This is a genomic window from Promicromonospora umidemergens (assembly GCF_024171995.1).
Lineage (GTDB): Bacteria > Actinomycetota > Actinomycetes > Actinomycetales > Cellulomonadaceae > Promicromonospora > Promicromonospora umidemergens.
Genome location: NZ_JAMTCT010000010.1, coordinates 12,276 through 36,718 on the forward strand (window position 1 = coordinate 12,276; position 24,443 = coordinate 36,718).

At 70.6% G+C, this 24,443-nt stretch carries 20 protein-coding genes and 1 tRNA gene; 16 read left to right on the forward strand and 5 right to left on the reverse strand.

What is annotated here, in order from left to right; all coding sequences use genetic code 11:
* Positions 1-13 precede the first annotated feature (13 nt).
* Entirely contained in the window at positions 14-517 is a 504-nt protein-coding gene (locus APR04_RS16300) for a MarR family winged helix-turn-helix transcriptional regulator (RefSeq protein WP_253871972.1), read from the reverse strand.
* Between the two features lie 103 nt (positions 518-620).
* On the opposite strand from APR04_RS16300, the gene APR04_RS16305 reads away from it, so the two are divergent.
* Positions 621-1,664 (forward strand): maleylacetate reductase, encoded by a 1,044-nt coding sequence (locus APR04_RS16305; RefSeq protein WP_253871974.1) that lies wholly within the window; start codon positions 621-623, stop codon positions 1,662-1,664.
* A 24-nt stretch (positions 1,665-1,688) separates the two neighbouring features.
* On the opposite strand, the gene APR04_RS16310 is transcribed toward APR04_RS16305, so the two are convergent.
* Positions 1,689-2,291, reverse strand: coding sequence for a TetR/AcrR family transcriptional regulator (locus APR04_RS16310; RefSeq protein ID WP_253871976.1), 603 nt, complete (start codon positions 2,289-2,291; stop codon positions 1,689-1,691).
* Between the two features lie 221 nt (positions 2,292-2,512).
* On the opposite strand from APR04_RS16310, the gene APR04_RS16315 reads away from it, so the two are divergent.
* The 6 genes from APR04_RS16315 (at position 2,513) to pth (ending at position 8,148) form a co-directional block, all read left to right on the forward strand.
* A tRNA-Gln gene (locus APR04_RS16315) sits at positions 2,513-2,587 on the forward strand.
* Positions 2,588-2,621: 34 nt separating this feature from the next.
* Positions 2,622-4,262, forward strand: coding sequence for a bifunctional UDP-N-acetylglucosamine diphosphorylase/glucosamine-1-phosphate N-acetyltransferase GlmU (glmU, locus tag APR04_RS16320; protein WP_308292360.1), 1,641 nt, complete (start codon positions 2,622-2,624; stop codon positions 4,260-4,262).
* Entirely contained in the window at positions 4,262-5,245 is a 984-nt protein-coding gene (locus tag APR04_RS16325; RefSeq protein WP_253871977.1) for a ribose-phosphate diphosphokinase, read from the forward strand. Before glmU ends, APR04_RS16325 begins: the two co-directional genes overlap by 1 nt.
* Before the next feature lie 81 nt (positions 5,246-5,326).
* Positions 5,327-6,532 (forward strand): GtrA family protein, encoded by a 1,206-nt coding sequence (locus APR04_RS16330; RefSeq protein WP_253871979.1) that lies wholly within the window; start codon positions 5,327-5,329, stop codon positions 6,530-6,532.
* Positions 6,533-6,752: 220 nt separating this feature from the next.
* Positions 6,753-7,349: a 50S ribosomal protein L25/general stress protein Ctc gene (locus APR04_RS16335; RefSeq protein ID WP_253871981.1), complete on the forward strand. Its 597-nt coding sequence runs from the start codon at positions 6,753-6,755 to the stop codon at positions 7,347-7,349.
* A gap of 193 nt (positions 7,350-7,542) precedes the next feature.
* Positions 7,543-8,148 carry an aminoacyl-tRNA hydrolase gene (gene pth / locus APR04_RS16340; RefSeq protein WP_253871983.1) on the forward strand — a complete coding sequence of 202 codons (606 nt, stop codon included), beginning with the start codon at positions 7,543-7,545 and terminating at the stop codon, positions 8,146-8,148.
* A gap of 79 nt (positions 8,149-8,227) precedes the next feature.
* On the opposite strand, the gene APR04_RS16345 is transcribed toward pth, so the two are convergent.
* Positions 8,228-9,838, reverse strand: a complete 1,611-nt coding sequence (locus APR04_RS16345; protein WP_253871985.1) for an amidohydrolase family protein — start codon at positions 9,836-9,838, stop codon at positions 8,228-8,230.
* A gap of 265 nt (positions 9,839-10,103) precedes the next feature.
* Between APR04_RS16345 and APR04_RS16350 the strand changes: the two genes are divergently transcribed.
* Complete coding sequence (locus APR04_RS16350) at positions 10,104-11,372, forward strand: MFS transporter (RefSeq protein ID WP_253871987.1); 1,269 nt, start codon at positions 10,104-10,106, stop codon at positions 11,370-11,372.
* A 4-nt stretch (positions 11,373-11,376) separates the two neighbouring features.
* Positions 11,377-12,468, forward strand: coding sequence for a DNA polymerase III subunit beta family protein (locus APR04_RS16355; protein ID WP_253871989.1), 1,092 nt, complete (start codon positions 11,377-11,379; stop codon positions 12,466-12,468).
* A 100-nt stretch (positions 12,469-12,568) separates the two neighbouring features.
* Here APR04_RS16355 and APR04_RS16360 read toward each other — a convergent pair whose 3' ends face one another.
* On the reverse strand, positions 12,569-13,669 hold the full coding sequence (locus APR04_RS16360; RefSeq protein ID WP_253871991.1) for an acyltransferase family protein: 1,101 nt from the start codon (positions 13,667-13,669) through the stop codon (positions 12,569-12,571).
* A 193-nt stretch (positions 13,670-13,862) separates the two neighbouring features.
* Between APR04_RS16360 and mfd the strand changes: the two genes are divergently transcribed.
* The 7 genes from mfd (at position 13,863) to APR04_RS16395 (ending at position 23,969) form a co-directional block, all read left to right on the forward strand.
* Positions 13,863-17,471, forward strand: a complete 3,609-nt coding sequence (gene mfd / locus APR04_RS16365; RefSeq protein ID WP_253871993.1) for a transcription-repair coupling factor — start codon at positions 13,863-13,865, stop codon at positions 17,469-17,471.
* Positions 17,472-17,649: 178 nt separating this feature from the next.
* Positions 17,650-18,153: a peptidoglycan-binding domain-containing protein gene (locus tag APR04_RS31060; RefSeq protein ID WP_253871995.1), complete on the forward strand. Its 504-nt coding sequence runs from the start codon at positions 17,650-17,652 to the stop codon at positions 18,151-18,153.
* Positions 18,154-19,271: 1,118 nt separating this feature from the next.
* Positions 19,272-20,207, forward strand: a complete 936-nt coding sequence (locus APR04_RS16375; RefSeq protein ID WP_253871997.1) for an ABC transporter substrate-binding protein — start codon at positions 19,272-19,274, stop codon at positions 20,205-20,207.
* 160 nt (positions 20,208-20,367) lie between these two features.
* Positions 20,368-20,670: a helix-turn-helix transcriptional regulator gene (locus APR04_RS16380; RefSeq protein WP_253871999.1), complete on the forward strand. Its 303-nt coding sequence runs from the start codon at positions 20,368-20,370 to the stop codon at positions 20,668-20,670.
* 14 nt (positions 20,671-20,684) lie between these two features.
* Positions 20,685-21,995, forward strand: coding sequence for a type II toxin-antitoxin system HipA family toxin (locus tag APR04_RS16385; RefSeq protein ID WP_253872001.1), 1,311 nt, complete (start codon positions 20,685-20,687; stop codon positions 21,993-21,995).
* A gap of 326 nt (positions 21,996-22,321) precedes the next feature.
* Positions 22,322-23,125 (forward strand): tryptophan 2,3-dioxygenase, encoded by an 804-nt coding sequence (locus APR04_RS16390; protein ID WP_253872214.1) that lies wholly within the window; start codon positions 22,322-22,324, stop codon positions 23,123-23,125.
* The gene (locus tag APR04_RS16395; RefSeq protein ID WP_253872003.1) at positions 23,118-23,969 is read left to right on the forward strand and encodes an amidohydrolase family protein; all 852 of its coding nucleotides are present in this window, start codon (positions 23,118-23,120) and stop codon (positions 23,967-23,969) included. Before APR04_RS16390 ends, APR04_RS16395 begins: the two co-directional genes overlap by 8 nt.
* 81 nt (positions 23,970-24,050) lie before the next feature.
* Here APR04_RS16395 and APR04_RS16400 read toward each other — a convergent pair whose 3' ends face one another.
* Complete coding sequence (locus APR04_RS16400; protein ID WP_253872005.1) at positions 24,051-24,299, reverse strand: SCO4226 family nickel-binding protein; 249 nt, start codon at positions 24,297-24,299, stop codon at positions 24,051-24,053.
* Between the last annotated feature and the right edge of the window lie 144 nt (positions 24,300-24,443).

Genomic DNA, 24,443 nt, shown 5'->3' on the forward strand with positions numbered 1-24,443 from the left:
TGCTGAGCTACGGCTACTCGTCGAACTGGGCGGTCACCGTCCGCAGCAGGGCCGCGAGCTGCGGACGCTCCGTCGGCGAGAGAGCGGTCAGCACCTTGGCCTCGATGTCGAGCAGGTCGCTCATCGCCGCGTCGACCCGCGCCAGGCCTTCCTCGGTAAGCTCGACGAGCACACCGCGGCGGTCGTCGGGGGAGCGGTGCCGCTGCACGAACCCGCGCGACTCCAGGCGGTCGATCCGGTTGGTCATCGTGCCACTGGTCACCAGGGTCTGCGTGACGAGCGTGCCGGGCGAGAGCCGGAACGGCTCCCCGGCGCGGCGCAGAGCGGAGAGCACGTCGAACTCCCAGGTCTCCAGACTGTGCCGGGCGAAGGCGGTACGGCGTGCCAGATCGAGGTGCCGGGCGAGCCGGGACACCCGGCTGAACACGGTGAGGGGCTCGAGCTCCAGGTCCGGGCGCACGTGGTGCCACGCGTCGACGATGCGGTCGACCTCGTCGGCGGGACCTGTGTGCTCCATGGCGAGAGGCTATCGGATGTCTCGATATCAAGAATCTCGATAGCGCGTCCAGGGGGCGTCGCCCGTGGTCGCAGCGGCTACGACGACCGTAGGCTCAGGCCCCGTGGGAACAGAAATCAGGGTGCACCAGGTGTACGCAGGTCGAGTGCTGCAGGGTTCGGGCGCGCTCTCCCTCGTGCCGGACGAGGTCGGACGGCTCGGGGCGCAGCGTGTGCTGGTGATCGCGGCTCCGTCGTCGGCGGAGGCTGCGCTGGACCTGGCCGCTGCCCTCGCGGAGCGGTACGCCGCCACCTTCGGCCGCCCCGTCCAGCACAGCCCGGTCGAGGTGACCGCCGAAGCGCTCGCCCTGGCCGGGGAGGTGCGGGCCGATGCGCTGGTCGCGATCGGTGGTGGCTCCGCCATCGGGCTGTCCAAGGCGCTGGCCGGCCGGACCGGCATGCCCCAGGTGGCGGTACCGACGACCTACGCCGGTTCGGAGGCGACCCCGGTGCTCGGGGAGACCGAGGGCGGCGCCAAGACGACCCGGCGGGACCCGGCCCTGGCGCCCAGCACCATCGTGTACGACCCGGACCTGACGCTCTCGCTGCCCCGAGGGCTGACCCTGACCTCGGCCCTCAACGCACTGGCGCACGCCGTCGAGGCCCTGTGGGACACCCGCGCCAGCGCCGCGACCCGCGCGTACGCGGTCGAGTCCGCCGACGGGATCCTCGCCGCGCTCCCCGTGGTCCTGGACCACCCGTCCGACATCGTCGCCCGTGGCCGGCTCCAGGAAGCCGCGTGGCTGGCGGGCGCGTGCCTGGCCCAGGCCCAGATGGGCCTGCACCACCAGCTCGCGCACGCGCTCGGAGGGACCTTCGGCCTGCCGCACGCGGAGCTGCACGCCCTGCTCCTCGCGCACGTCATGCGGTTCAACCTGGTAGCGGCGCCCGACGCCGCAGCACGGCTGGCGCGTCTCGCGAACGGTGACCCGACGCTCGCGGTCGCCTCCCTTGCCTCGATGCACGACGGCCCGACGACGCTCCGCGCGCTCGGCGTGGCCCGCGATGCGCTGCGCGAGGTGGCCGAGCGTGTGGCGGCCGACCCTTACCCGAACCCGCGGCCGGTGACCGCTGACGCGGTGGAGGAGCTGCTGCTCGCGGCCTGGTGAGCCGGGGCGCTGTTCGGTCCCGCGTCAGTGCGACATCTTGGTGAGGACCGGCTTCTTCTCCATGTTGTGCAGCCCGTTCCACGCCAGGTTGACCAGATGTGCCGCGACCTCGGTCTTCTTGGGGCTGCGCGCGTCCAGCCAGTACTGGCCGGTCAGCGCGATCATGCCGACCAGCATCTGCGCGTAGAGCGGGGCGGTCCTTGTCTCGAGCCCGGCAGCCCTGAACTGCGGTTCGAGGATCGACTCGACCTGGGTGGCGACGTCGCCGATCAGGCTTGAGAACGTCCCGGTCGCCTGCGCGACGGGGGAGTCGCGCACGAGGATGCGAAAACCGTCCTCGGACGACTCGATGTAGTCGAGGAGGGCGAGCGCGGTGCGCTCCAGGAGCACCTTCGGGTGCCCGCCGGAGCCGAGCGCAACCGTCAGCGCGGTGGTGAGCGCCTGCACCTCGCGGTCCACCACGACCGCGTAGATACCCTCCTTGCCGCCGAAGTGCTCGTACACGACGGGCTTGGAGACCTCGGCGCGTGCGGCGATCTCCTCCACGCTGGTGCCTTCGAAGCCCTTTCCGGCGAACAGCCCGCGGCTGACCGCGAGCAGCTGCTCACGGCGCTGACTGGCCGTCATACGAGGTCGGTGGGTACGTCGGTTGTCGGCGGCCATGGTGTTCATTGTGCCCGAGCGGCAGTCCCGGACGTGTCCGGTACGGGTCGGTCGCGTGAACGGTGTGGCTGACGACTCGCCGGGTACGGGCAGGGGCATGCCCGAGGACCTGGCAGACTGTTCACGGACGTGCGACGGTGGCACACGCCCGCTTCGGGTCACGACGGAGCCTCGCGCGCGCCCGGTCCGCCTTGGTGTAATCGGCAGCACAGAGGTTTTTGGTGCCTTTAGTCCAGGTTCGAATCCTGGGGGCGGAGCCATCCGGATCTGACTAACCCACCGATCGGAGCACTCGTGACCGAGACACCTCAGCCGGCAGCAGTCATCATTCTCGCCGCTGGCCAGGGCACCCGCATGAAGTCGGCGTTGCCAAAGATCTTGCATCCGCTCGGCGGCAAGCCGATGGTCGGGCACGCGCTGGCAGCGGCCCGAGAGCTCGAGCCGGTGCAGGTCGCCGTGGTGGTCCGCCACGAGCGTCAGCTCGTCGCCGAGGCGGTCGGCCAGCTCGACGCCGGCGCGCTGCTCGTGGACCAGGACGACATCCCCGGCACGGGCCGCGCGGTGCAGTGCGCCCTCGCGGCGCTCGACTCCAAGGCGCAGGCCACGGCGGCCGCCGCGGGTCTCGCCGACGGCGAGACCGTCGGCGACGGCGTCGAGGGGCCGGTCGTGGTGGTGGCGGGCGACGTCCCGCTGCTCGACGGCGCAACGCTCGGCCAGCTGCTGTCCGCGCACCAGGCCGACGGCAACGCGGTGACGGTGCTCACCACCGAGGTCGCCGATGCGACCGGCTACGGCCGGATCGTCCGCGAGCAGGACACCGGCGACGTGCTCGAGATCGTCGAGCACAAGGACGCGAGCGCGGACCAGCTCGAGATCCGCGAGATCAACTCCTCGGTCTACGTGTTCGACGCCGCCACGCTGCGGCGCGGCCTGGGCGGCCTCGACAGCAGGAACGCGCAGGGCGAGGTCTACCTGACCGACGTCGTCGCGTTCGCTCGCACCGAGGGCCTGCACGTGCGGGCGCTGCTCGCCGACGACCCGATGCTGGTCGAGGGCGTCAACGACCGGGTGGCCCTCTCGGTCCTCGCCCGCGAGATGAACCGCCGCATCGTCGAGGAGTGGCAGCGCGCGGGCGTCACGGTGCAGGACCCGGCCACCACGTGGATCGACGTCGACGTCGAGCTCGCCCCCGACGTCACGCTCCTGCCGAACACCCAGCTCAAGGGCGCGACGGTCGTCGCGACGGGCGCCACGATCGGCCCCGACACCACGCTGACCGACGTCGAGGTGGGCGTCGGCGCGACGGTCGTCCGCACGCACGGGTCGCTCGCCGTCATCGGCGAGGGCGCGTCCGTCGGCCCGTTCGCGTACCTGCGTCCCGGTACCAACCTGGGCCGCAAGGGCAAGATCGGGACGTTCGTCGAGACGAAGAACGCCGAGATCGGTGAGGGCAGCAAGGTGCCGCACCTGTCCTATGTGGGCGACGCGACGATCGGCGAGCACTCCAACATCGGCGCCGCGTCGGTGACCGTCAACTACGACGGCGTGCACAAGCACCGCACGGTGATCGGCTCGCACGCCCGCACGGGCGCGGACAACATGTTCGTCGCACCCGTGACCGTGGGTGACGGTGCCTACACTGCCGCCGGTTCCGTGATCCGCCGGGACGTGCCCGCCGGCGCGCTCGGCGTCACCGCGGGGCAGCAGCGGAACATCGAGGGCTGGGTCATGCGTCGTCGGCCAGGGACGGCCGCGGCGGAGGCCGCGACGAACGCCCACGGTGGGCCGTCCGGCCTCGGTGATCAGGCGCAGCGCCAGCTCGCCCAGCAGAATGCAGCTGGGGCCCCCACGACCCCGCAGGTCGCGGCCGCTCAGGCCGAGCCGGCCGGACTGGCCCCCGTCCCCGGGGCCGACAAGGAAGGAACGTCCTACTGATGTCCAGCATTGCTCCCGGCCCGAACCGTCATCCGCTCGTCCTCGCAGCGGGGCGAGCACACCCCGAGCTGGCGAACGACGTGGCGAAAGAGCTGGGCATCGATCTGCTCGGCGTGTCCGCGTACGACTTCGCGAACAGCGAGACCTACGTGCGGTTCAGCGACTCCGTGCGCGGCATGGACCTGTTCCTGCTGCAGTCGCACACGATGCCGGTCAACCAGTGGATCATGGAGCAGCTGCTCATGGTCGACGCCGCCAAGCGGGCCTCTGCGCACTCGGTCACCGTCGTGGCGCCGTTCTTCGGCTACGCACGCCAGGACAAGAAGAGCCGTGGCCGCGAGCCGATCTCGGCCCGGCTCATCGCCGACCTGTTCAAGACTGCGGGCGCGGACCGCCTGATGAGCGTCGACCTGCACACCCCGCAGATCCAGGGCTTCTTCGACGGTCCCGTCGACCACCTGTGGGCCATGCCGATCCTCGTCGACTACGTGCGCACCCGCGTGGACGTCGAGAACGTCACGGTCGTCTCGCCGGACGCCGGACGCATCCGCGTCGCCGAGATCTGGGCCTCCAAGCTGGGCGGCGGCCCGCTGGCGTTCGTGCACAAGACGCGCGACGTCACGCGGCCCAACCAGTCCGTGGCCAACCGTGTGGTGGGCGACGTCGAGGGCCGGGACTGCGTGCTGGTGGACGACCTCATCGACACCGGCGGGACCATCGCCGAGGCCGTCAAGGTAGTCATGGCAGCCGGCGCCAAGTCGGTCACCGTCGCGGCGACGCACGGTGTGCTGTCCGGTCCGGCGGCGCAGCGGCTCACCGAGTGCGGGGCGCGCGAGGTGGTCGTGACCGACACCCTGCCGATCGAGGACGACCGCCGGTTCCCCAACCTCAAGGTGCTCTCCATCGCGCCGCTGCTCGCGTCCGCGATCAACGAGGTCCACTCCGACGGGTCGGTGACCTCTCTCTTCGAGGGCAACTCCTGAGCCATCTGGGTATACGGTCGGGCACTTGACTCGGATACGGTCAACGGAGGACCGTATCTTGACATCGATCTGGGAGGGTCAGTGACCGTCACCGTCGTGGTGCCCACGTTCAACGAGGGGCCCAACGTCCGGGCGCTCACCGAGCGGCTGTGCGCCGCTTTCGGCGTGCTGCCCGACGTCGGCCGCGCCTCGGGGGCCCTGCATGGTCCGGAGGGCGGTCCAGCGACCGTCGGGGTGCCAGAGCTGGCGGAGATCCTCTTTGTCGACGACTCCACCGACGACACCCCCGACCTGATCCGTGCTGTCGCGGCCACCGCACCCGTCCCGGTGCGGCTGCTGCACCGGCAGGCGCCGGAGGGCGGGCTCAGCGGTGCCGTCGTGGCCGGGCTGCGGACCGTGACCACCGAGTGGGCCGTCGTCATGGACGGCGACCTGCAGCATCCACCGGAGCTGGTGCCCGCGCTCGTCACCCGTGGCCGGGAGTCGGGTCTCGACATCGTCGTCGCGTCCCGGTACACCGGCGACGGCGACGCCGGCGGGCTGGACGGCTGGTGGCGGCACGGCGTCTCGATCGCCTCGGCGCTGCTGGCGCGGTCGATGTTCCCGGTGCGCCTGCGCAACGTGACCGACCCGCTCACGGGGTTCTTCGCCACCCGGGTGGACCGGCTGGACCTCGACTCGCTGCACCCGCGCGGCTTCAAGATCCTGCTCGAGCTCCTCGCCCGGAACACCCTGGCCGTGGGAGAGGAGCCGTTCGTGTTCGGCGAGCGGTACGCCGGGCACTCCAAGGCGACCTTCAAGACGGGCCTGCGGTACCTCGAGCAGCTCGCTGCCCTGCGGTTCGGGCGGATGTCGCGGTTCGCGATCATCGGCGGCTTGGGGGCAGTGCTCAACATCCTCATCCTGTGGGCCCTGACCGGGCTGGGCATGCACTACGTGGTGGCCGCGGTGATCTCCGCCGTCGTGACGATCCTGACCAACTTCCTGCTGCAGGAGCGGTTCGTGTTCCGCGACCTGCGGAACGAGGGCCGCGGCGCCTGGTCGCGGTTCGCGCACTCGTTCGCGTTCAACGGGACCGAGGCGGCGATCCGCCTGCCCGTGCTGTGGTGGCTGGTCGAGTTCACCGGCATGTGGCCCGTCCTGGTGCAGGCCGTGACGCTCGTGGTGGCGTTCCTGCTCCGCTTCGTGTTCCACGTCCAGGTGGTCTACAAGCCGCGCCGTACCCAGCCGACGATCGGTGCCGCACCGCCTGTCGGTGCAGACCGCGCCGACGAGCGGGTACAGTAGTCAGGTTGCCTCGGCGAGGGACGCTTGACGGCCGCGGCGGGACTCGATCCCGCTAGCACTTGGCCGGCGTCCGTGATCGACTGGGCGGCCGTCGGCGGCCCCTGGGTGGAGTTCCCTCCAGCACTTCGTCCTACGTGCCCGCTCCGCGCCCGTCACGTGTCCCGCGCCGACGCAGCCGCCGACCGAGTTGCACACACAGACCTTCCAGGAGTGAATTTCCATGGCCGAGATCAAGCTCGCCGCTGAGTCCCGCACCGAGTTCGGCAAGGGCGCGGCCCGCCGCATCCGCCGCGACAACAAGATCCCCGCCGTCCTGTACGGGCACGGCGACGCCCCGGTGCACGTGACCCTGCCGGGCCACGAGTCGATGCTGGCGCTGCGTCAGACCAACGTCCTGCTCAACATCGACCTGGACGGCAAGGGCCAGCTCGCCGTCGCCAAGGACGTCCAGCGCGACCCGGTCCGCAACGTCATCGAGCACATCGACCTGCAGGTCGTGACCGCCGGTGAGAAGATCACCGTCGACATCTCCGTGAACATCGTCGGCGAGTCGGCCCCTGGCACCATCCACCTCGTCGAGGAGCAGACGCTGTCGGTCGAGGCCGAGGCCACGCACCTGCCCGAGTCCGTCGACGTCTCCATCGAGGGCCTCGAGTCCGGCTCGCAGATCCTGGCGGGCGAGGTCAAGCTTCCTGCCGGTTCCGAGCTGCTCACCGACCCGTCGTACGTCGTCGTGCTCGTCACCGAGCCGCGCGGCGAGGCCGGCGACGACGAGGAGTCCGCCGCGTCGCCCGCCGAGGCGTCCTCGGAGGGCTGACCTCTCCCCGCAAGCCAGAGCGACCCGGCATGAGCCGGAGCGCACCGGGCCGAGGTAGAACCACAGGCGCGCGTACGAGAGAATCGTGCGCGGCGCGGGTTCTGCCTCGGCCCGACCTGTTTCCGCTGGTCCTGCTGCTGCGGCTGGTGCTGCTGCGGCGCCGAAGTTTCCGCTGTCGTGAAGGAGTGCTGCAATGAGCGACCGGCCCTGGCTCGTCGTCGGGCTCGGCAACCCCGGCCCCAAGTACGTCGGCAACCGCCACAACGTCGGTCAGATGGTGCTCGACCTGCTCGCCGACCGCGCCGGCGCACGCTTCTCCAAGCACCCGCGCGCTCAGGCCGTCGTCGCCGAGGTACGGCTCGGCGTGCTGCCCGGCGGAGCGCCGGGACCCCGCGTGGTCCTCGCAAAGCCGCTCACCTACATGAACGTCTCGGGCGGTCCGGTCAGCGCGCTCGCGAGGTACTACGACGTCGACGCCGACCAGGTGATCATGGTGCACGACGAGGTGGACATCCCCTTCGACACGATCAAGCTCAAGCTCGGTGGGGGCGAGGGCGGGCACAACGGGCTGCGCGACACCACCAAGGCACTCGGGACGAAGGACTACCACCGGGTGCGGGTGGGCGTCGGCCGACCGCCGGGCCGGATGGACACCGCGGACCACGTGCTCAAGGACTTCTCGGCCACGGAGAAGAAGGACCTGCCGATCCTGCTGGACGACGCCGCCGACGCCGTCGAGCTGCTGGTCACCGATGGGCTGCTCGCCGCCCAGGGGAAGTTCCACACGGCCAAGGCGTGACGCTCACGGTGGCCGGGTGGGCCGAGACCCAGTTCTCGGTCCGCCCCGGCCACCGGAGCTGCTCAACCGGCGGCGCGCGTCAGTGCGCCTCCGCCCCCGCCCAGGTCGTCAGGTAGCTCTCCGGGCCGCGCGCGAGGTCGTCGATGACCTCCTGCCCGCCCACGAGCCGCAGGTCCTCGACGTAGTCGGGCACCAGGCCGTAGTGCGCGACGCCGTCGACGTTGACGTCCCACGTGCGCTCACCGGTGGTCTGCCGGTCGAGCACCGTCCCGCCGTCGAACGACCGGAACGGGTAGACGACGGGGCTCGCCGCGGCGTCGTCCCGGGGCGGCGGCGTGCCGCCGAACCCGTTCATGTCGAACCCGAAGCCGATACCCGCGCCGTACCGGTCGCGTACGGGCGCCGTGCGCTCGTACTCCTCCACGAACTCGTGGGCGGCGTGCCCGTAGATGGTGGCGAACCCGCCGAGGGTGTAGAGCCGGTCGAGGTACCGCTCGTCCATCCAGGAGTGCGTCGACAGGACGCCCGGGTAGTCCTCCGCCTCCAGGATGTCGAGGGTCTGGTCGGCGGCCTTCGCGCTCATGTGGTCGATCTCGACCATCATGTTGCGCTCGACCAGGCCGCGGACGGCGTAGGCGCCCAGCCCGCTCAGGCCGCGGGTGTTGCAGAGCGTCCCCGGCGGGTAGAGGGGCAGGACGGGTGGCAGGTCGTCCTCCAGCTCCGGCGGGAGCTCGCCGTTGCCCGGGTTGTTGTCGTGCGGCTGGTCAGCGGGGCAGGAGCGGGCGTCCCACCAGGTGCCGGTGGAGAGGAACTGGCCGGCGTTGATGATGGTGCCCATGGAGCCCTCGTCGAACGCCACGCCGCACAGGGCGTTGTCGAACTTGTGGCACAGGTACATCGAGCGGACGCCCAGGTCGTGGAGCTCGTCCAGACCCGCGTCGATGTCGGCCCGGGAGCAGCGCGGTAGCCGCAGGGTCTGCTTGCAACCGAACGGCTCCGAGGTCTCGACACCGAGGACGACGGCGAGCTTGCCCTCCTCGATCACCTGCCGCGCCTGGTCGCTGCTCGTCACGATGCGGAACCAGCCCTTGCCCGGCCCGCCGTGCTGCGCGTCCACGTAGGCCTGCAGGTCGTAGGTGTCCTGCGCCTGGCGGCGGATCGCCGTCATCTCGTCGCAGCTCTGGTAGGTGCCAGGGTTGATGGAGCACAGCAGGCCGTTGGTGACCAGGTCGTTCACGAGCACGCGCTGCCCGCCGCGCCAGGCCCGCTCGACCCAGCGGTAGTACATCTGCTGGTGGGTCAGCGAGTCGTGGGCGGGCCAGTCGGCGAACGTGGGCCAGCCCGTGGTGTCGTGCGTGCCGATGGGGGAGCCGTCGCGGGTCAGGTTCTCCAGCAGCGCGCCGAGCCCGTGCGGTTCGTGGGACGGGCAGTCCTGCAGCGCGGCCTCGATCCCGTGCTCCGAGAAGACCTTGCCGCACAGCGCCGCGCCGCCCATGCCGTCCTGCATGAAGAGGTGGCTGTGCGCGTCGATGAGTCCGTACACCGTGCCGTCCGGCCGGGTACCGGTGAACGGCGTGCCCGTGGCGTTGACCTCCGACTCCGGGCTGGGGAGCGTGGGTTCGGTGAGGACCGACCCCGGCTGTGCCGGTGCGGCCGGCGCCACCAGCGCCGTCGTACTGAGGCAGGCCACCGCCGCCACGGTCGCCAGGACCGTCGTTCGTCTGATGCGTCGCAGGCGTTGCACGGGACCTCCCGCTGGGCCAGGGCGCGGCCGGGACTCCGCCGGTCGCTACGGCGTCGTTGCCGTTGCTGAGTTAGCCACAGTACAGGGCAGGTCACATAAAGGGTAGATGTCGGTCAAGTCGCCCTTGGGTGGCAATCTTGCGGCAAAGGGCCGACCTCGGCGGCGCGAGCGTCATTGACCCTCGAGCAGGTCGAGACCGCAGGGTTCCCGCATGACCTTCCTGTACGGCGTCCGACAGCTGACGCCGCAGCCGCCGCCGGCACACCGACCGCTCCCGGCGCCGTACCTGGTGTGGCTCGCCGCCGCGACCGTCTCGCAGCTCGGTGACGTGGTGCTCGGCTTCGCTCTCGGCTGGGTGGCGGCAGAGCACGGTGGCGCGGCCGCCGGCCTGGTCCTGGCGGCCGGGAGCGTGCCGTCCGTGCTGCTGCTCCTGCTGGGCGGGGCCATCGCCGACCGGTTCGGCGCGCGCCGCGTGATGATCGCGGGCGACGCCGTGATGCTGCTGATGTCGGTGGCGCTGGCGCTGGCCGTCCTGCACGCGGGTACGCCGCTGTGGCTCCTGCTCGCCGCGAGCGTGCTGCGCGGGGTGGTCTCCGCGTTCTACCGCCCGTCGGCCGGCTCGATGCCCCGGCGCCTCGTCGCGGACGCGCAGCTGACCAGCGCGCTGGCACTGCGGCAAGGTGCCGGCCAGACGGTGATGCTGCTCGGCGCGCCGCTCGCCGGGATCCTCGTCGCGTCCGGTGGTCTCGGCGCGGTCGCCGTGCTCGACGCGGGCACGTTCCTCGTGGTGCTGGTCGTCCTGCTGCTCGTCCGCACCCGCTACGCGACCCCGGCGTCGGACCGGAGCGTGCCCGTGTGGCGGGCCGCACTCGACGGCGTTCGCGTCGTACGGCGCACCCCCGGCCTGGTCGCCGCGCTGACGCTGGTCGCGGGCGCCGCCGCGTTCCTCCTGCCGACCGTGTCGCTCGTGCTCCCGCTCCTGGCGCGCGAAGCGGGCTGGAGCGCGTCGGCGACCGGCGTCGTCGCCGGCGCGCAGGGCGCTGGGATCATCCTGGCCACGGTGGTCGTCGCCCGGCGAGGTGGTGCGCGGCGGCCAGGTGCGACGGCGTCGGGCGGGCTCGCCGTAGCGGCCCTGGGACAGGCGGGGCTGGTGGCCGGCGCCACGACACCCGGCGGGGCGGGGGTGGCCGTCGCCGCCGCGGCTCTCGTGGGCGTCGGGAGCGGGCTGTTCACCGCCCACCTCGCGCCCGTGGTGCTCGGCTCTGCCCCGCGTACGCACCTCGCACGGGTGCAGGCGCTGGTCGGCCTGGTGCAGGTCCTGGCAGTGACGCTCACCAACGCGGGGCTCGGCGCGCTCGCGAGCGCGACGTCCCCGGCGGTCGCCGGAGGCGTGTGCGCGCTGGGGCTGCTGGGCTGCGCGGCCGGCGGTGCGGTGGCCCTGCGGCGATTGACCCTCGAGCCGGTCGAGAGTGCACAGTGAGCGCATGCACGAACACCTGCGAGGTATCGGCGCAGCCGCACGGGAGAGCGGCCTGCCCGTCAGCGCCCTGCGGTTCTACGACGCAGCGGGCGTGCTCCGCCCCGCCTGGTCCGACCCGGTCACCGGCTACCGCTGGTACTCGCGCGACCAGGTGGACCAGGCCCGGCTGGTCGCACGGCTGCGCCAGGTCGAGATGCCGCTCGCCGACATCGCAGCGGTCCTCGCGAGCCGTCATCGGCCCGCCGAGGCGCTGACCGTCCTGGAACGACACCAGCAGGGTCTCGAGGCGCGGTTCGCCGTGGCGCGGGCACAGCTGTCCGACGCTCGTGAGCTTCTCGCCGACCCGCCGGCCACACGCTTCGAGGCGCCGGCAGCGGAGCTCGCGCGGGCGCTCGCCGCCGTCCGCTACGCCGTGGCGTCCGACCCGGGCCGGCCGGAGCTGACCGGTGTCCTGCTCGACTGCTCCGACGGAGTGCTGCGGCTGGTGGCCTGCGACCGCGCTCGGCTCGCCGTCGCGTCGGTGCCGGTCAGGCACCTCGACGGGCCGCCGGTGCGGTTCGTCGCGCCGCTGGCGGCCCTTGCGTCGCTGCCCGACGGCGGTGGTGTGCCGGACGGCGGGAGCGGCGTGCCGGACGGCGGGAGCCGGTCGATGGTGGGTGTCGAGCTGCGGATCGACCGAGCCGTGTTCCGCGGCTCCGGGGCGGAGCCGATCATCGCGGAACCGGTCGCCCCCGAGTACCCGGACTACGAGGCCCTGCTGCGGGCGAGCTGGGTTCGCGGCGCGCACCTACCGGCATCGGACCTGGTCAGCCGGGTCGTGAACGATGCGCTCGGTGTCGAGGACACCCCGGCCACGCCCCCCGGCAGGCGGGACATCGTGGCGGTGCTGCTGCGCGACAACGGCGTCGACGTCGTCCGGCCGAGCGCGCCCGGCGCCGTCGCGTTCGACCGCTCCTACCTCCTGGAGGCGCTCGCGGCGCTGGGCGGTGGCGACGTGACGCTGGCGCTCGACGCCGCTCGTCAGGTGCTGGCCATGGCGTGCCTGGCCCGGCCGGAGGACCGCAGCCTCCTGATGCCGGTGCGGCTGAGCGCATGAGGGGCGCACGCTCCGACGGTCGGGTGCCGAACGTAGGCCTGGTCGCATGATCGAGCCCTTGAGAGCGATCAAGCGTACGTTCGACATCAACGGACGGGCGTCAGCCGGCCGAACCAGTGAGCCGGCGCGGCGGCGCGAACAACCAGCGCGCGCCGATCCGGGGTGCCAGGGCCCCCAGCCCCAGCCCGACGGCGATCGCCACCAGCCAGAGCACCACCGGCAGCCACTGCGACTGCGGTGCCGGGATCCACACGGCGTTCCGCCAGAGCACCGAGAGCAGCGCGAGGACCACCGACGTGTGGGTGACGAACACCGGCAGGGTCCGCGCGCCGATCCACTCCAACCCGAGCGACCTGGGCAGATACCGCGTGCCGGGGACCCGGGAGGCCAGCACGCTCACCGCGACCCCTGCCGGTACCCCCGCGACGTTGGCCAGCAGGTAGACCCCAGGGACGTCGGCGAGACCGAGCTCGCGCACCGCTATCTGGATGCCGAGCCAGACGGCGACGGCAGCCACCGCCCAGAGCCAGGTGACTCGCTCGGCGAACCGTTCGACCAGCGGCCGCAGGTGCAGCCCGGCCAGGAAGAACACCACGAACTGTGCGGTACCCCGCCAGGCGATGGTCTCCGGCTCCCAGCCGGCCAGCGCCCAGCCGCTCACCGCGGCGGCGACCACGAGCTGCACCGGCGCAGGGACCCGGCGCAGCATCCGCGCGATCACGAAGAACGCCGCCAACGTCCAGAGGAACCACAGCTCGGAGCGGGGGATCAGCACCGACCAGGCGAGGTCGTGCGCCAAGGTCCCCCAGTCGGCGTCGGCCACCTGGTAGTAGCCGGTGAGCAGGCGGACCACCAGCGAGATCGGCTCCCAGAGCACGAAGACCCAGGCGAAGAAGAGCAGCTTGCCGCGCACCAGGCGAGACCACGGCGCCGCCACCCACTTGGTCGCGAACATCCCGGAGATCGCGAAGAACAGCGGCATGCGCAGGCTGCGCAGGGTCTCGTTGATCTCGCGCAGCACGCCCACCTCGTAGCCGGTGGACCAGGTCCAGTTGGTCGCGTGGTAGAGCACGACGAGGCTGATCGCGAGCCCGCGGGCGGCGTCCGGCCAGGCGAGGCGCACGGCAGCGTGCTGCCCGACGGCGTCGTGACCGCGACCCGGCACGCCTGCGTGCCGCGGGGACTCGGATGGGGTGAACATCGCCGGCAATCGTACGTGCCCGGGTACGTGCCCGGGTACGTACCCAGGTACGTGCCGAGCGCGACAGAGGGCGGCGGAGGGCCGCTGTCGGTGGCCGGGAGTAGCCTGGGACCAGCCCCTCACTCCATGCCTGTACCCGGGTCGTGCTCGTGGTGGGCCCGTCGTCGTGCGCATCGAAGGACTTAGAGCTCCCATGAATCTCACCGGCCTGCTTCCCACTCTCCTCCGCGATCCTGGCGCGTCCGCCGCCGTCGAGCACGTGCGCGCTCGCGGCTTCGTGGACGTGGTGGGTCCGGCCGGCGTGCGGCCGCCGCTCCTGGCGGCCGCGGCGGAGCAGCGCCCGCTCGTCGTGGTGACGGCAACGGGCCGGGAGGCCGACGAGCTGGCTGCCAGCCTGCGCAACTATCTCCCGGAGGGCCGGGCGGACGACGTCGCGGTGCTTCCCGCCTGGGAGACCCTGCCGCACGAGCGGCTCAGCCCGCGAGCCGACACCGTGGCCAAGCGGATCGCGGTGTTCCGCAGGCTCGCCCATCCGGCCGAGGGGCACGGCCAGGACGGCCCGGTCCGGCTGCTGGTGATGCCGGTCCGTGCGCTGCTGCAGCCCGTCGTCGAGGGCCTGGGAGAGCTTGAGCCGGTCCAGCTGGACATCGGCACCACAGCCGACCTGACCGACGTCGCGGAGCGGCTCACGGCCGCTGCCTACATCCGCGTCGACATGGTCGAGCGGCGGGGGGAGTACGCCGTCCGCGGCGGCATCCTCGACGTCTTCCCGCCAACGGAGGACCACCCGCTGCGGTGCGAGTTCTGGGGCGACGAGGTCACGGAGATCCGCTGGTTCGCGGTCGCCGACCAGCGCAGCCTCGAGCTCGCCGAGCGCGGGCTCTGGGCACCGCCGTGCCGCGAGATCCTGCTCGACGACGCGGTCCGGGCACGCGCGGCGGAGCTCGTGGAGAGCCTGCCCGGTGCGGTCGAGATGCTCGACAAGCTCGCTGCGGGCGTCGCGGTCGAGGGCATGGAGTCGCTCGCCCCGGTGCTGGTGGAGCGCATGATTCCCGTCCTGGAGCTCGTGGCGGACGACGCGCTGCTCGTGGTGAACGAACCGGAGCGCGTGCGGCGTCGTGCGCACGACCTCGTGGCGACCACCGAGGAGTTCCTGGCCGCCGCCTGGACCGGTGCGGTGGCCGGCGGCGCGGCGCCGATCGATGTGTCCGCCGCGTCCTTCGCGACGTTCTCCGAGGTACGCGAGGTCGCGGCCCGCCGTGGCCTCGGCTGGTGGACCCTCTCGGCGTTCACGCAGGACACCGAGCTGGAGTCGCTGGTCGACTCCTCGACCGGCTCGACGAGCGGGTCGGAGACGGTGCTCACCGTCAGCGCGCGGGATGTCGAGTCCTACCGCGGCGACCTCGCGCGGGCGCTGGACGACGTGCACGGGCTGCAGGTCGCGAGCTGGCGGCTGGTGCTGACCACCGAGGGCCACGGCCCGGCGAAGCGCATGACGGAACAGCTCTCGGCGGCCGGAACCGCCGCCCGGCTCGCGATATCGCTCGAGGAGGAGCCGGAGCCCGGCGTCGTGCACGTCGTCGCGGGCGGCGTCGGCAAGGGCTTCGTGGCGCCCGACCTGCAGCTCGCTGTCTTCTCTGAGCAGGACCTGACCGGACGGGCCGGCTCCGGCACGCGCGACATGCGCAAGATGCCCAGCCGGCGGCGGAACGTCGTGGACCCTCTCCAGCTCAAGGCCGACGACTTCGTCGTGCACGAGCAGCACGGCGTCGGCAGGTTCGTCGAGATGGCGCAGCGCACCATGGGCACCGGCGGCAACCGGGCCACGCGCGAGTACCTCGTCATCGAGTACGCCAGCAGCAAGCGGGGCCAGCCGGGCGACCGGCTGTTCGTGCCCACCGACCAGCTGGACCAGGTCACCAAGTACACCGGTGGGGAGTCGCCGTCGCTGTCCAAGATGGGCGGCGCCGACTGGAAGAACACCAAGGCGAAGGCCCGCAAGCACGTCAAGGAGATCGCGAGCGAGCTGATCCGGCTCTACAGCGCGCGGATGGCGACCCAGGGCCATGCCTTCGGCCCCGACACCCCGTGGCAGCGCGAGCTGGAGGACGCCTTCGCGTACGTCGAGACGCCGGACCAGCTGGCGACCATCGACGAGGTCAAGGCCGACATGGAGAAGTCCGTGCCGATGGACCGCCTGGTGTGCGGCGACGTCGGGTACGGCAAGACCGAGATCGCCATCCGGGCCGCGTTCAAGGCGGTGCAGGACGGCAAGCAGGTCGCCATCCTGGTCCCCACGACGCTCCTGGTGCAGCAGCACTTCGATACCTTCTCCGAGCGCTACTCCGGGTTCCCCGTCAACGTGCGGGCGCTGAGCCGCTTCCAGTCGGCCAAGGAGTCGGAGGAGACTCTCGTCGGTCTCAGGGACGGCAGCGTCGACATCGTCATCGGCACCCACCGCATCATCACCGGCTCGGTCGGGTTCAAGGACCTTGGCCTGGTGGTGATCGACGAGGAGCAGCGCTTCGGCGTCGAGCACAAGGAGACGCTCAAGCAGCTCCGCACCAACGTGGACGTCCTGTCCATGTCCGCCACCCCGATCCCGCGCACGCTCGAGATGGCCGTGACGGGCATCCGCGAGATGTCCACGCTGGCCACGCCCCCGGAGGAGCGGCACCCCGTGCTCACCTACGTTGGCGCGTTCGAGGAGAAGCAGATCACCGCCGCCCTGCGGCGCGAGCTGCTGCGCGAGGGGCAGGTCTTCTACGTGCACAACAAGGTGGAGACCATCCAGCGCACCGCCTCCCGGCTGCAGGAGCTGGTCCCCGAGGCCCGCATCGGCATCGCCCACGGCAAGATGAACGAGCACCAGCTGGACCAGGTCATCCGCGGCTTCTGGGAGAAGGAGCTCGACGTCCTGGTGTGCACCACGATCATCGAGACCGGCCTGGACATCTCCAACGCCAACACCCTGATCCTGGAGCGCTCCGACATGCTGGGCCTGTCCCAGCTGCACCAGCTCCGCGGGCGCGTCGGACGCGGGCGCGAGCGCGCGTACGCCTACTTCCTCTACCCGCCGGAGAAGCCGCTCACCGAGACGGCGCACGACCGGCTCGCCACCATGGCCGCCCACACCGACCTCGGCGCGGGCATACAGATCGCTATGAAGGACCTCGAGATCCGCGGTGCGGGCAACCTGCTCGGCGGCGAGCAGTCCGGCCACATCGCCGGCGTCGGGTTCGACCTCTACATCCGCATGGTCGGCGAGGCGGTCTCCGCCTTCCGCGGGGACGCCGAGGAGGAGGCCCCAGAGGTCACCATCGAGCTGCCCGTCGACGCCCACCTGCCCGAGGCGTACATCGCTACGGAGCGGCTGCGGCTGGAGGCGTACAAGAAGATCGCCACCGCGCACGACGCCGCGGCGCTCGCAGAGGTCCGCGCGGAGCTCACCGACCGCTACGGCGCGCTGCCCGACGTCGCGGGCGCCCTGTTCGACGTCGCGGGCTTCCGCAACCACGCCCGCGAGGCAGGGCTCACGGACATCACGGCGCAGGGCAAGTTCATCCGGTTCGCGCCGCTGAACCTGCCCGAGTCCGCACAGCTGAGGCTCAAGCGGCTCTACCCGGGGACGATCCTCAAGCCCGCCATCCGGGCGGCGCTCGTGCCGTTCCCGGCCACCGCGCGGATCGGCGGACGGCCGCTGCGCGGCACCGAGGTACTGGAGTGGGCACGGGGCCTCATCGATGCGGTGATTCTGGCCGACGTGGGGGCTGCGGCGAAGGTGGGGACTGAGGTCCGCTGACCGGGTCAGAGCGCGAGTCAATACCCAACGGCAGAAAATCACCCTGGCGGGAAACTGACATGCGGCGCATGTGTCGCATAGCTGCCAGGACGGATATATTGACCCACGTCCACCATGGGCAGTTAAAGTTGAGATCTGGATCGACAAAAGGTGTCGACATGGCTGTCTTGGGGTGTCTGTGGAATTTGCAGCGAGAACTCGTTCAACGAAGACGGTGCTGGGGGCGTTTTTCTTCGCTTTCGCCGTTGTGTTCGGCATGGTGGCCGTCGCGGTGCCTACTGCATCGGCAGTAGCGGCCCCTGCTGCCTATGAAAAGTGCAACGCCGCGCGCGTGGTGTACACCAGCGGTGTGTACTACAGGATGCCCGCCCGTGGAACTACGACCACGTGCTGGCTGGCTTATGACCGGAGCTATTCCAACCCGGCCGTTAATGCGCTGCAGACGCACATCAAGAGGTGCTATATCGATACCAACCGGATCTCTTGGAGCGGCGCTTTTGACGTCGATGGATTCTTTGGCAATGACACGGTGAGTGCTCTCAAGAAGGTCCAAGCCTACGAAGGTCTTGGTCAGGACGGTGAGTACGGTCCGACCGCTCGTAGCGCAATGCATTTGAGGTGGAGCGAGTTGTCCAGCGGTGGTGGTCGTGGCGGTTGTGGCGACGGGGGCTACTTCACCTGAGTCTGATCGCTGGCTCTGCGGCGGCGCCAAGTACCCAGTGCGGGTCTTGGCGCCGCCGTTGCCTATTTGCGGAGGGCGGGTGGGAGGTGATCTATCTACCAGGTTGTATCTCCACGTCGTTCACGAGTGATCGAGCGCGCTGCTCTAGTTGCGGTCCCGTGCTCCGTAAGTATGTGACTCATCGGATGTTTCTATGTTCCTCAAACCGGGACGGCGAAAGTTCTTGTTCTAGATTGGGTTAACAGAATTGCGGGTGAGGTAGCGCTTGATCTGGCGTCAGATCTCGCGACTGTCGCCCTCGCTGGTGCGTTTATGTAGGTAGTTGCAGGGTTTGCCGTGACTCCGAGCGCGGACGAGGGTCGCGATATGCAGAACATGGCTCAGTCGGTGGTTGCCGTCGCGTTCGAGGTGGTGGGTGGTGATGGTTCTTGTGGGTGCTGAAGGTGCGGGATCGGCGTGGTGCCTCCGGTGGGCGAGCGCGGCTTCGGAGCGGCTGTGCCTGGGTGAGGCTAGGCGGCCAGGACCGCGGCGGCCGGTTTCGGCGCGGGCGATCTGCCGGTCCAGGGTCGCCTCGTGCCACGCCTTGACCGTCGTGATCTGAGCGGTGATGAGCGGGCCGCGTGCGTCGATGCCCGCTCAGGGTGTTGACTGCGCGATGTGGTTCGGGGAGAAGAGGTTGCAGGCGGTGGTCAGAATCTGCAGAACGCTGCTGATCTGCCCGGTCCAGTGGCTACACAGCCGGAGCATCGTCGTGGACAGTGCGGTCTGCGTCTAGGGTGTCGGTTTTTGGGCCGGCCTTCGTCCTGCACTGGGTTAGCGTCTCGACCACCCGATAGACGACATCGGCAAAGTTGGCTGCAAGCAGGACGTCGTTGCTGGGGTCGGCCTGGGCAAGTTCACCACGGGACGCCACTATCCAGGGCCACCTCATCGATGCGGTGATTCTGGTGGATGTTGGGCTGCCGCTATGGTCGGCACCAGCGTCTGGCCGAGTGTCTGCGCCGCTGGGTCCCTCCCGTGGGCGTAGGTGAAACTCGAATTCACAGCAACTCATCAGAAGCGTATAGGCTCCACCCGCGTAACTCGCTCATCATGTCTTTTTGTGTGGAGGACCCCGCATGGCTCTCGGACACCGCGCTCGTGCGGTCATCGGCTCGATCGCGGCAGCAGCCGCGCTCGGAGCCCTGCTGACCGGCTGCTCGACCAGCTCGGACGGGACGGCGGGGGCCCCTGAGCAGGCGGTCGAGGTAGATCCGGCGCTCCGGGCCATGCTGCCGGGTGAGCTGCTGGCCGAGTCCACGCGCATCACGGTCGGTACCGAGTCGGGCTACCCGCCCTTCGAGTACACGAACGAGGCCGGCCGGATCGTCGGGTTCGAGATCGACCTGTTCGACGCCGCCTCGGACCGGCTGGGACTGAAGTACACGTTCCACGACATGCCGTGGGACTCGCTGATCGAAGAGCTCTACGCGAGCAACGTCGACGTCGTGGCCGCCGCCATGTCGGACACTGCTGAGCGTCAGATCGAGTCCGACTTCGTCGACTACTACAACGACAGCGACGCGATCATGGTCCCCGCCGGTAACCCCGAAGGGATCGAGGTGCTCCAGGACCTGTGCGGTCGACCTGTAGCGGTGCTCGGTGGCACCGACCCGGAGGACCACACGTCGCAGCAGACGGCGCTGATGGCTCTCAATGAGAAAGAGTGCAAGGGCAAGCCGATCACGATCAAGCTCTCCGGTACGGATGCGGAGGCGCTCGAGCAGGTTCAGGCGGGCAAGGCCGACGCCGAGCTCACCCAGTGGTCCACCGGTGTGTACAACGCGAAGCAGATCGGCTCCGGTGACGTCTTCGAGGTCGGGAACACCGAGATCATCAATCCGACGCCGCTGGGCTTCCGCTTCCTCAAGGGCGACGTCGAGCTGGTGCGTGCCTACCAGGCAGCGCTGCAGAGCATCATCGACGACGGCACGTACGCCGAGATCCTCGCGAAGCACGACCTCTCGGTCGGCGCCCTGGAGACGGCCACGGTCAACAACCAGCCGCAGGGCTGACGCACCGCTGAACCGCACACCTGAACGGGCCGCCCCACACCGTGGGGCGGCCCGTTCTGCTCTGCCAGGACAGCCCGGCTGAAGCCCGCCCAGAAATAGTGGACAGCCCAGTAACCATTACGTGCTCCGTCGGTTAGCCTGGTAGCCGAAAGGAGCTGTCATGGCCAGAACGTCCCTTCGTACCCAGCGCGACCTCGCCGCACTCGGCGACCACGTCCGCGCCTGGCGCAAGATCCACGGCCTCACGGCCCAGCTCGTCGCCGACCGCGCGGGCATCACACGCACCACGCTGCGTGCCATCGAGACGGGCACCGGAACGGTCAGCCTCGAGAACACGTTCGCGGTGCTGCGTGTGCTCGGCGTGGCAGATGCCGTCGTCGGCGCGAGCGACCCGCTGGCCACCGAGATGGGCAGGTTCCACGCGGAACGTGCCCTGCCGCAGCGGGTAAGAGTCCCTAGCTGAGAAGGTGAGCCGCGTTGTCGATACATGTCGAGGTCGAGCTGCCGGGCGGTGGACAGGCCCGCGCCGGTGACCTCGACATGCACCTCAATCGCGGTGGCGCCCTGGTGGGCTGCACCTTCCGGTACGACGCCGCCTACCTGCGCGACCCGCGCGCGTACGCCCTGTGCCCCGAACTGCCGCTGACCCCTGGGAACATCCCCTCCGGCAGCGACCGGCCGCTGTTCGGCGTCCTCGCGGACTGCCAGCCCGACCAGTGGGGCCGCACCCTGCTGTTCCACGCGGAACGGCGGGCTGCCCGTGCGGAGGGCCGCAAGTTCATGACGCTCACCGAGGTGGACTTCCTGCTCGGTGTGCAGGACGAGACCCGCCTGGGGTCGCTGCGCTTCTCGCTGGACGACGGCAGGACCTTCCTGGGACCGCCGCGGGCGGAGGTTCCCGACCTGGTGGAGCTGCCGTCGCTGACGGACGCAGCGGACGCCGTCGCGCAGCACCGGGAGACCGACCAGGACGTGCGGCTCCTCGTCGCGGCCGGCACCTCGATGGGCGGTGCGCGGCCCAAGGTGACCGTGCGGGACAGCGTCGGCGACCTGTGGATGGCCAAGCTGCCCGAGAGCAGTGACCGGTGGGACGTGCAGGCCTGGGAGTACCTGACGCTGCGGCTCGCCTCGAACGCGGGCATCGAGGTGCCGGTGGCGCGGCTGCACCGCATCGGCCCGGCGCGGTCCATCCTGCTGACGCGCCGGTTCGACCGGCGGCCGGTTTTCCAGGGTCCCCGCGCGGACCTGCAGCGAAGCGAGGACGCCTCGTGGGGTGGAAGCGGCGGACGCATCGGCTTCCTGTCCGCGGACAGCCTCACGCAGAAGGCGTTCTTCGAGGTCATCGACTACCGGACCCTTGCGGAGACCCTGGCCGACCATTCGGGGCGGCCGGCCACGGACGGGCACGACCTGTTCCGCCGGGTCGCGTTCACGCTGCTCGTGCGCAACGTGGACGACCACATGAAGAACCATGGCTTCCTCCGTCGTGCGGACGGCTGGTCGCTGTCGCCGCTGTTCGACGTGAACCCGAACCCGTTCGCCGTCGTCGAGTCGACGCCGCTGCGCCCCGGCGGGAACCGCATCGACCGGGAGGTGCGGGTGCTGCTGGCCACGGCGGACTCCTACGGCCTCCGCCGGGACGATGCCAGGCGGGTCCTCGGTGAGGTGGCCGCGGCGACGTCGGGCTGGACGCGCATCGCGCGCGAGATGTCGCTGCCGCCCGAGGAGATCGCGCTGATGGCGGAGGCGTTCGAGAACCCGAACGGTGACGAGGCCCGAGCGGCCTGACCTGGCTCCGGATGCCGTGCCGGCCCTCCAGGAATACTCTCAAATTTGAGAGTCTCTTTTGTGAGACTCTCAGTAAAGAGAGTCTTCTCCAGACCTGGCGGGGACTCGCCATCGAGCCGGTGATACGCGATGCCCTGTGGCGCGCTCTGGATGACGGTTTCGCTCCCGGGACGAAGGTGATCGGGGGCTACTGGACACGGACGAACGATCCTGAGATCGACCTTGTAGGAGCAGACCGACACGAAATCTCGCGGGGTTAGGCTCGACGGGTGACTGGTAACACCAGGCCCATCGAGGCCTCCATCCGCACGGACTTTCGCGACGAGATGGACTACGGCTCCTACCTCGGGCTCGACGAGCTCCTCTCGGCGCAGCATCCGGTGAGCGACCCTCCGCACCACGACGAGCTGCTGTTCATCATCCAGCACCAGACCACGGAGCTGTGGCTCAAGCTCGTGGTGCACGAGCTGCGCGCCGTGCGGGGATACCTCGACAGCGACGACCTGTCGCGCGCGCTCAAGGGCCTGGCCCGGGTGAAGCACATCCAGCGCACCATCACGGAGCAGTGGTCGGTGCTGGCCACCCTCACCCCGAGCGAGTACGCGGAGTTCCGGGGCTCGCTGGGGCAGTCCTCTGGCTTCCAGTCCCACCAGTACCGCGCCGTGGAGTTGCTGCTGGGCAACAAGAACGCCGGGATGCTCAAGGTCTTCCGGGACAAGCCGGAGGTGCACGCGCAGCTGGAGCAGCTGCTCGGCGAACCCACCGTCTACGACGCGTTCCTGCGCCTGCTGGCCCGCCGCGGCCACGAGGTTCCTGCTGAGGTCCTGGACCGCGACGTCACGCAGGCCTGGGTCGAGCACGTCAAGCTGATCCCCGTCTTCAAGACGATCTACGAGGACCCGCACGGCCACTGGGACTTGTACGCGGCGTGCGAGGACCTGGTCGACATCGAGGACGCGTTCCAGCTCTGGCGGTTCCGCCACCTGCGCACGGTGCAGCGCACCATCGGCTTCAAGAGGGGCACCGGCGGCTCCAGCGGCGTCGGCTTCCTGAAGCGCGCCCTGGACCTGACGTTCTTCCCCGAACTCATCTCGGTGCGCACCGAGATCGACGGCCCGCTCGGTGCCTGACGACGTGCCGGAGGTGGCGCTCCCCGGCGTCGTCGACCGTCACGTGCATCTAGGCCTGGTCGACCGGGCGCTCCTCGCCGACGGTCCGGTCACCGAGGTGCACGACCTGGGCTGGGACCCGCGCGAGGCAGCCGCCTGGGCGGCCGCCCCGCCGCCGGGCGTCCGGGTGCGGTATGTGGGGCCGTTCCACACCGCGCCCGGCGGGTATCCGAGCGGGCGCTCGTGGGCGCCCGGCGCCGCGGTGCGGCACGTCGCCTCGCCGCACGAGGCCGCGGCGGCGGTGGCCGACGTCGTCGCCGGGCGCGGCTTCGCGGTCAAGGTCGCCCTGCAAGCGGACATGGCACTGCTGCCCGACGACGTCCTGAGCGCGCTGGTCTCGGAGGCGCACGCGGCGGGGCTGCCCGTCGTCGTGCACGCCGAGGGCGCCGGCCAGGCCGAGCGCGCCGTCGATGCCGGTGCGGACACGCTGGTGCACGTGCCCTGGACCGAGACGCTGACGCCCGAGCTGATCGGCCGGGCGGCGCGCATGACCTGGATCTCGACCCTCGCGATCCACGACGGGCCCGGCGGGCGCGCCGGCCTCGACCGGGCGATCGACAACGCACGGCGGTTCGCCGTCGCGGGCGGCACGCTCGTCTACGGGACGGACATGGGCAACGGCCCGACGCCGGTCGGCGTGAACGAGCGTGAGATCGAGCTGCTCGGTGAGGTCGGTCTGACGGGAGAGTCCCTGCGGCGGGCCGTCCTGGGATCGCCGGACCGCCCTGCGCTCACCGCGCCGCTGCGGGCGCCGCGGACGGCCGCCGAGCTGATCGCCTGGTTGCGCGCCGCGCGCCGCCGCTAGCCCGTGCCGTCGGCACCGGCGGTCGGTGGCCTTGACCGGCTCCCTGCCAAGGTCGGTGACCCTGACAGGGAGCCGGCCGGACTACACCTCCACCGGGACGGGGTAGACCGTGGTCGTCGGGTGACCCGCGCGCTCGTGGATGCGCTTGACGGCCTCGGCATCGGGCGCCTCCGAGACGCACCAGACCATCCCCGACTCGGGGTCGCCCCACGCCCTCTGGAAGTCGACCCCCTCGTCGTCCTGGATGTCGAGGTCTGCCTGGTGCGCGGCGCGCAGGGCCTCGTCGGTGATGCCGTGCATTCCTTCGTGAACGTCCATGAACCTGGGCATGGTGAGCCCTCCTGAGTAGTGACCGGCGCCGTGCGGTGCCGGCTGGATCAGCGGTTTCCCCCTCGATCGCCGTCGATCATGTGACCTACATCACGTTACGCCTGGAACCGAGGCGGGTCAGGCCCTGCCCGCCGACCTGCGCGG

Excerpts from the sequence above, each read along its gene's own strand:
- APR04_RS16375 (WP_253871997.1), top strand. The coding sequence starts at position 19,272 with ATGGCTCTCGGACACCGCGCTCGTGCGGTCATCGGCTCGATCGCGGCA.
- APR04_RS16325 (WP_253871977.1), top strand. The coding sequence starts at position 4,262 with ATGTCCAGCATTGCTCCCGGCCCGAACCGTCATCCGCTCGTCCTCGCA.
- APR04_RS16310 (WP_253871976.1), bottom strand. The coding sequence starts at position 2,291 with ATGACGGCCAGTCAGCGCCGTGAGCAGCTGCTCGCGGTCAGCCGCGGG.
- APR04_RS16380 (WP_253871999.1), top strand. The coding sequence starts at position 20,368 with ATGGCCAGAACGTCCCTTCGTACCCAGCGCGACCTCGCCGCACTCGGC.
- mfd (WP_253871993.1), top strand. The coding sequence starts at position 13,863 with ATGAATCTCACCGGCCTGCTTCCCACTCTCCTCCGCGATCCTGGCGCG.
- APR04_RS16355 (WP_253871989.1), top strand. The coding sequence starts at position 11,377 with ATGCACGAACACCTGCGAGGTATCGGCGCAGCCGCACGGGAGAGCGGC.
- pth (WP_253871983.1), top strand. The coding sequence starts at position 7,543 with ATGAGCGACCGGCCCTGGCTCGTCGTCGGGCTCGGCAACCCCGGCCCC.
- APR04_RS16335 (WP_253871981.1), top strand. The coding sequence starts at position 6,753 with ATGGCCGAGATCAAGCTCGCCGCTGAGTCCCGCACCGAGTTCGGCAAG.
- APR04_RS16360 (WP_253871991.1), bottom strand. The coding sequence starts at position 13,669 with ATGTTCACCCCATCCGAGTCCCCGCGGCACGCAGGCGTGCCGGGTCGC.
- APR04_RS16300 (WP_253871972.1), bottom strand. The coding sequence starts at position 517 with ATGGAGCACACAGGTCCCGCCGACGAGGTCGACCGCATCGTCGACGCG.
- APR04_RS16400 (WP_253872005.1), bottom strand. The coding sequence starts at position 24,299 with ATGCCCAGGTTCATGGACGTTCACGAAGGAATGCACGGCATCACCGAC.
- APR04_RS16390 (WP_253872214.1), top strand. The coding sequence starts at position 22,322 with ATGGACTACGGCTCCTACCTCGGGCTCGACGAGCTCCTCTCGGCGCAG.
- APR04_RS16350 (WP_253871987.1), top strand. The coding sequence starts at position 10,104 with ATGACCTTCCTGTACGGCGTCCGACAGCTGACGCCGCAGCCGCCGCCG.